Origin of the sequence: Pseudomonas sp. NPDC087598, assembly GCF_044743525.1 — a bacterium.
Lineage (GTDB): Bacteria > Pseudomonadota > Gammaproteobacteria > Pseudomonadales > Pseudomonadaceae > Aquipseudomonas.
Map to the genome: position 1 here is coordinate 1 of NZ_JBIUWQ010000124.1, position 4485 is coordinate 4485.

The 4485-nt window shown below is 57.7% G+C and carries 7 protein-coding genes and 2 pseudogenes; all 9 read right to left on the bottom strand.

Features of this window, described 5'->3' with window-relative positions; translation table 11 throughout:
- A pseudogene (locus tag ACIOWE_RS29760) lies at positions 1 to 168 on the bottom strand (23S rRNA (adenine(2503)-C(2))-methyltransferase RlmN); the annotation flags it as partial.
- Between the two features lie 28 nt (positions 169 to 196).
- A complete protein-coding gene (gene ndk / locus ACIOWE_RS29765; protein WP_007916882.1) occupies positions 197 to 622 on the bottom strand; it encodes a nucleoside-diphosphate kinase in 426 nt (141 codons plus the stop codon).
- An 88-nt stretch (positions 623 to 710) separates the two neighbouring features.
- Complete coding sequence (gene iscX, locus ACIOWE_RS29770) at positions 711 to 911, bottom strand: Fe-S cluster assembly protein IscX (protein ID WP_322844704.1); 201 nt, start codon at positions 909 to 911, stop codon at positions 711 to 713.
- 14 nt (positions 912 to 925) lie between these two features.
- Complete coding sequence (fdx, locus tag ACIOWE_RS29775) at positions 926 to 1267, bottom strand: ISC system 2Fe-2S type ferredoxin (RefSeq protein ID WP_064392064.1); 342 nt, start codon at positions 1265 to 1267, stop codon at positions 926 to 928.
- Positions 1267 to 3132, bottom strand: a complete 1866-nt coding sequence (gene hscA / locus ACIOWE_RS29780; protein WP_401398530.1) for a Fe-S protein assembly chaperone HscA — start codon at positions 3130 to 3132, stop codon at positions 1267 to 1269. The genes fdx and hscA overlap by 1 nt, the downstream gene beginning before the upstream one ends.
- A 51-nt stretch (positions 3133 to 3183) precedes the next feature.
- The gene (gene hscB / locus ACIOWE_RS29785; protein WP_008084660.1) at positions 3184 to 3705 is read right to left on the bottom strand and encodes a co-chaperone HscB; all 522 of its coding nucleotides are present in this window, start codon (positions 3703 to 3705) and stop codon (positions 3184 to 3186) included.
- Between the two features lie 8 nt (positions 3706 to 3713).
- Complete coding sequence (gene iscA, locus ACIOWE_RS29790; protein ID WP_003227904.1) at positions 3714 to 4037, bottom strand: iron-sulfur cluster assembly protein IscA; 324 nt, start codon at positions 4035 to 4037, stop codon at positions 3714 to 3716.
- Positions 4038 to 4065: 28 nt separating this feature from the next.
- Positions 4066 to 4395: a Fe-S cluster assembly scaffold IscU gene (gene iscU / locus ACIOWE_RS29795; protein ID WP_401398531.1), complete on the bottom strand. Its 330-nt coding sequence runs from the start codon at positions 4393 to 4395 to the stop codon at positions 4066 to 4068.
- Positions 4382 to 4485: pseudogene (gene rlmJ / locus ACIOWE_RS29800) on the bottom strand (23S rRNA (adenine(2030)-N(6))-methyltransferase RlmJ); the annotation flags it as partial. The gene iscU and the pseudogene rlmJ, both read right to left, overlap by 14 nt.

Sequence of the window (4485 nt, forward strand, 5' to 3'; positions counted from 1 at the left end):
GGCCTTGCTGACGTTCGTCATGGCGTCGAAATCATCGACGCCAAAGTGGTGAATCCATTTCATTACCTGACCGGCACGGAAACGCTTCTCCCCGATTGAGTCGAAGAATTTTTCCATTTCCTGTTGAGTCAGACCCAGCAGGTTGGTTTTTACAGTCGATGTAGTCATGGATTCACCTTCACTCTTAAGCCAATGCTTAGCGAGTGGTTACTTCAGTAGCTGCGAAGAAGTACGAGATTTCACGAGCAGCGGCGGCTTCGGAGTCCGAACCGTGAACAGCGTTGGCGTCGATGGAATCAGCGAAGTCAGCGCGGATGGTGCCGGCAGCAGCTTCTTTAGGGTTGGTGGCGCCCATCAGCTCACGGTTCAGAGCGATAGCGTTTTCGCCTTCCAGAACCTGAACAACAACAGGACCGGAGATCATGAAAGCAACCAGGTCGCCGAAGAAACCACGAGCGCTGTGCTCAGCGTAGAAGCCTTCAGCTTCAGCTTTGGACAGTTGCTTCAGTTTCGAAGCTACAACGCGCAGGCCGGCTTTTTCGAAACGAGTGGTGATTTCGCCGATGACGTTTTTTGCAACAGCGTCAGGCTTGATGATGGAGAAAGTGCGTTGAACAGCCATGGTGTAACTCCAGAAACGGTAATTTGCGAAAAATTAAACCCGCGAATTATACGCGGGTTCTTGGGTATTGCCTAACCTGCGAGGACGATCAGTCCAATTCTTCGGCCCAGAGAGTCTGAACCGCTTCCAACACCTTCTCGCCGACCCGGCCAGAGTTAGCGTCGAAGTCAGGCAGCTCTTTGATCCACTGCTGCAACTCGACGAAATTGACAGAATACGGATCTACACCCGGCTTGGCCTCGGCCAATTCTTCTGCAATGCGTTGAACATCATTCCAACCGTAGCTCATGACAGTCTTACCAGTCAGTGCGGCGCTTCGGCCGCATGGTTAAGCGAATATTTCGGAATTTCGACGGTGATGTCTTCTTCACCGACGATAGCCTGACAGGCTAGACGCGATTGTGCTTCCAGACCCCAGGCACGATCGAGGAAGTCTTCTTCCAGCTCGTCAGCCTCTTCCATCGAGTCGAAACCCTCGCGGATGATGCAGTGACAGGTGGTGCAAGCACACACGCCGCCGCAGGCGCTTTCCATCTCGATGTGGTGTTCGTGAGCCAGCTCGAGAATCGACGTGCCAGGCGCAGCGTCAACGACCATGCCTTCAGGGCAGAACTTCTCGTGTGGCAGAAAAATGACCTGCGGCATCAGATATCCTCGATTTCATTCAGATTGCGCCCCGACAGAGCGGCTTTCACCGTCAAATCCATGCGGCGGGCAGCAAAAGCATCGGTCACTTGCGACAGACGCTTGGTCTGCTGCTCGATGGCGTAACCATCAGTACCTTTCATCAGTTCAGCCAATTCCTGCAACTGCAGGTCGATGACCATGCGTTCTTCGGCGTCAAGCAAACGCTCGCCATCGACCTCAAGAGCGCCCTGCACCGCTTCGATCAGGCGCTGGGCATCGACTTGTTGCTCACGCAGAACGCGGGCGACCTTGTCGTCATTAGCGTGCTGGAACGAATCCTTGAGCATTTTGGCGATTTCGCCGTCGGTCAGACCATAGGACGGCTTGACCTGAATGCTCGCCTCAACGCCCGAACCCAGTTCACGGGCGGAAACGCTGAGCAGACCGTCGGCATCGACCTGGAAGGTCACGCGAATCTTCGCCGCACCAGCAACCATCGCCGGAATACCACGCAATTCGAAGCGTGCCAGCGAACGGCAGTCACTGATCAGTTCGCGCTCGCCTTGCAGCACGTGGATCGCCATGGCCGACTGGCCGTCTTTATAAGTGGTGAAATCCTGTGCGCGAGCGACGGGGATGGTGGTGTTGCGCGGGATCACCTTCTCCATCAGACCGCCCATGGTTTCCAGCCCCAGGGACAGCGGGATCACGTCGAGCAGCAGCAGTTCGCCGCCATCACGCTTGTTGCCAGCCAGCGTATCGGCCTGGATCGCGGCACCGATGGCCACCACTTGATCCGGATCGATTTCAGTCAAAGGCTGACGACCGAAGGCTTCGGCAACAGCTTCGCGAACGCGCGGAACGCGAGTCGAACCGCCGACCATGACCACGGCATGCACGTCTTCCAGCTCAACGCCGGAATCGCGAACGGCGCGACGGCAGGCTTTCAGGCTGCGTGCAACCATCGGCTCGATCAGCGCATCAAAAGCTTCACGGGTCAGCTGCGCTTTCCAGTCACCGTAGGCAACTTCAACACTGGCCGCATCGGTCAGGGCTTCTTTTGCCGCGCAAGCGGTTTGCAGCAAATTGCGTTGTGCGCCCGGATCGAGATCGGCGGACAGGCCCGCGCACTCGATGATCCAGCCGGCAATCGCGTGATCGAAGTCATCGCCGCCCAGCGCGCTGTCGCCGCCGGTGGCCAGAACCTCGAAAACACCGCCAGTCAGACGCAGAATCGAAATATCGAAAGTACCGCCACCCAGGTCGTAAATCGCGACCAGGCCTTCGGCATGTTGATCCAGGCCATAAGCCACAGCCGCCGCAGTCGGCTCGTTGAGCAGGCGCAGCACATTGAGACCGGCGAGTTTCGCCGCATCTTTGGTGGCCTGACGCTGAGCATCATCGAAATACGCCGGAACGGTGATTACCGCACCGACCAATTCGCCACCCAAGGTCGCTTCAGCGCGCTGACGCAGAACCTTGAGAATGTCGGCAGAGACTTCGACCGGGCTTTTTGGGCCTTGTACGGTGTCGATGAACGGCATGTGCGATTCACCACCGACAAAGCGGTATGGCAGTTGCTCGCCCAATTGCTTGACGTCGGACAGACCACGACCCATCAAGCGCTTGACCGACAGCACAGTGTTCAAGGGATCGGAAGCGGCGGCCAGCTTGGCCGACTCGCCAACTTCGACGCGGTCAGCGTGATAACGCACGGCGGACGGCAGGATGACCTGCCCGTTTGCGTCAGCCAGCGGCTCGGAAAGACCACTGCGCAACGCAGCGACCAGCGAATTGGTAGTACCCAAGTCGATCCCCACAGCCAGACGACGCTGGTGCGGTTGAGGACTTTGGCCGGGTTCGGCGATCTGCAGTAGGGCCATCGTGATCAGGACTTATCTGTATATCAGGCGTGCGACCGGAGCGGCACTGGGTTAATCGTCGAGGCGCTCTTCTAACTGGCGCACTTCGTAGGTGAGCTTGTCGAGGAACTGCATGCGCCGCATCAGGCGTTCGGCCTGCTCACGTTGCGCTGCATCATCCCAACAGGCCGCGAAGCTTTCATTGAGTTCTTCCTGAGCCACTTTCAAGCGACGCTTGAATACCGCGACACCGTCGAGGTCAGCGCTGTCCTGGAGGTCTTCGAGCTCTTCGCGCCATTGCATCTGCTGCAGAAGAAACTCGGGGTCATGGACCGTGACCTCCATCGGCACTTCATGCCCGCTGATGGTCAGCAGGTAGCGTGCGCGCTGGGCTGGGCTCTTGAGCGTCTGATAAGCGTCGTTGAGACGCGCAGACTGCTCGAGTGCCGACCGCTGCTCACGCTCGGAAGCGTCGGCAAAACGATCAGGATGAACGCCGCGCGCCAACTCACGATAGCGCGTGGCCAACTGCTCGAGATCCAGACGGAAGCTCGGTTGCAGCTCGAATAAAGCGAAATGACAAGGAATTCCCACGACAAGCCTCAGATGTTGAAGCTTTCGCCGCAGCCACATTCACCGCGAACGTTGGGATTGTTGAACTTGAAGCCTTCGTTCAACCCTTCCTTGACGAAATCGAGCTCGGTGCCGTCCAGATAGGCCAGGCTCTTCGGGTCGATGATCACTTTTTCGCCGTGACTCTCGAACACCTGATCCTCTGCAACCACCTCGTCGACAAACTCCAGCACGTAGGCAAGGCCGGAACAGCCTGTGGTGCGAACACCCAGACGAATCCCTTCACCTTTGCCGCGCCCGTCGAGGGAGCGCCGCACGTGTCGAGCAGCCGCTTCTGTCATGCTGATAGCCATCGTTGACTCCTTACTCGTCGCCCAATGCTTAGATCAAGCCTTTCTTCTGCTTGTAATCGCGAACAGCCGCTTTGATAGCGTCTTCAGCGAGTACCGAGCAGTGAATTTTCACTGGCGGCAAGGCCAGTTCTTCGGCCAGCTGGGTGTTTTTGATGGTTTCCGCTTCATCCAGAGTCTTGCCCTTCATCCACTCGGTGGCGAGGGAGCTGGAAGCGATGGCGGAACCGCAGCCATAGGTCTTGAACTTGGCGTCTTCAATAACGCCCTGATCGTTGACCTTGATTTGCAGGCGCATTACGTCGCCGCACGCTGGTGCGCCGACCATGCCGGTGCCGACATCAGGATCTTCCGCGTTCATCTAGTTGCTCGAACGGCGGATCAATCAACATCACCGCACGCTTCTCCTGCACCGGCAACATCGCCCGCGCCACATGCCAGCCCTCGCCCA

Coding starts and splice junctions, on each gene's coding strand:
- ndk (WP_007916882.1), bottom strand. CDS start 622: ATGGCTGTTCAACGCACTTTCTCCATCATCAAGCCTGACGCTGTTGCA.
- iscX (WP_322844704.1), bottom strand. CDS start 911: ATGAGCTACGGTTGGAATGATGTTCAACGCATTGCAGAAGAATTGGCC.
- fdx (WP_064392064.1), bottom strand. CDS start 1,267: ATGCCGCAGGTCATTTTTCTGCCACACGAGAAGTTCTGCCCTGAAGGC.
- hscA (WP_401398530.1), bottom strand. CDS start 3,132: ATGGCCCTACTGCAGATCGCCGAACCCGGCCAAAGTCCTCAACCGCAC.
- iscA (WP_003227904.1), bottom strand. CDS start 4,037: ATGGCTATCAGCATGACAGAAGCGGCTGCTCGACACGTGCGGCGCTCC.
- iscU (WP_401398531.1), bottom strand. CDS start 4,395: ATGAACGCGGAAGATCCTGATGTCGGCACCGGCATGGTCGGCGCACCA.